Source organism: Caulobacter radicis (assembly GCF_003094615.1).
Classification (GTDB): Bacteria; Pseudomonadota; Alphaproteobacteria; order Caulobacterales; family Caulobacteraceae; genus Caulobacter; species Caulobacter radicis.
Map to the genome: position 1 here is coordinate 1 of NZ_QDKO01000001.1, position 1176 is coordinate 1176.

General features: G+C 64.3%; 1 protein-coding gene. It reads right to left on the minus strand.

The features are described from left to right. The coding region (gene tuf / locus DDF62_RS00005) for an elongation factor Tu (protein ID WP_116487200.1) at positions 1-1175 on the minus strand (1175 nt) is incomplete at its 3' end. Between the last annotated feature and the right edge of the window lies 1 nt (position 1176).

A 1176-nucleotide genomic window follows, 5' to 3' on the forward strand; every position in this document is an offset into this window, starting at 1 on the left:
GCGACGACGCCGGCGCCGACGGTGCGGCCGCCTTCACGGATGGCGAAGCGGAGCTTCTCTTCCATGGCGATCGGGGTGATCAGCTCGACGTCCAGCTCGGCGTTGTCGCCCGGCATGATCATTTCCACGCCTTCGCGCAGCTTGATGATGCCGGTCACGTCGGTGGTGCGGAAGTAGAACTGCGGACGGTAGTTGGTGAAGAACGGGGTGTGACGGCCGCCTTCTTCCTTGGTCAGGATGTAGGCTTCGGCCACGAACTTGGTGTGCGGGGTGATCGAGCCCGGCTTGCAGAGCACTTGGCCGCGCTCGACGTCTTCACGCTTGGTGCCGCGCAGCAGCACACCCACGTTGTCGCCGGCTTGACCTTGGTCCAGCAGCTTGCGGAACATTTCGACGCCCGTGCAGGTCGTCTTCTGGACCGGACGGATGCCGACGATTTCGACTTCTTCACCGACCTTGACGATGCCGCGCTCGACGCGACCGGTCACCACGGTGCCGCGGCCCGAGATCGAGAACACGTCTTCGACCGGCATCAGGAAGGCCTGGTCGATCGGGCGTTCCGGCTGCGGGATGTAGGCGTCGACCGAAGCCATCAGCTCGAGGATCTTCTCTTCGCCGATGTTGGCGTCGCGGTTTTCCACGGCGGCCAGGGCCGAACCCTTGGTGATCGGGATGTCGTCGCCCGGGAACTGGTAGGACGACAGCAGCTCACGAACTTCCATTTCGACGAGCTCGAGCAGCTCTTCGTCGTCGACCATGTCGACCTTGTTCATGAACACGACCAGGGCCGGCACGCCGACCTGACGGGCCAGCAGGATGTGCTCGCGGGTCTGCGGCATCGGGCCGTCGGCGGCCGAAACCACCAGGATCGCGCCGTCCATCTGGGCGGCGCCGGTGATCATGTTCTTCACGTAGTCGGCGTGGCCGGGGCAGTCGACGTGAGCGTAGTGACGGTTGGCCGTCTCGTACTCGACGTGCGCGGTGTTGATCGTGATGCCGCGGGCCTTTTCTTCCGGCGCGGCGTCGATGTCGGCGTAGTTCTTGGCGGTCGCGCCGCCCGACTTCGCCAGCGTGATCGTGATCGCGGCCGTCAGCGTCGTCTTGCCATGGTCAACGTGACCGATGGTGCCGATGTTGCAGTGCGGCTTATTACGTTCGAACTTTTCCTTGGCCATC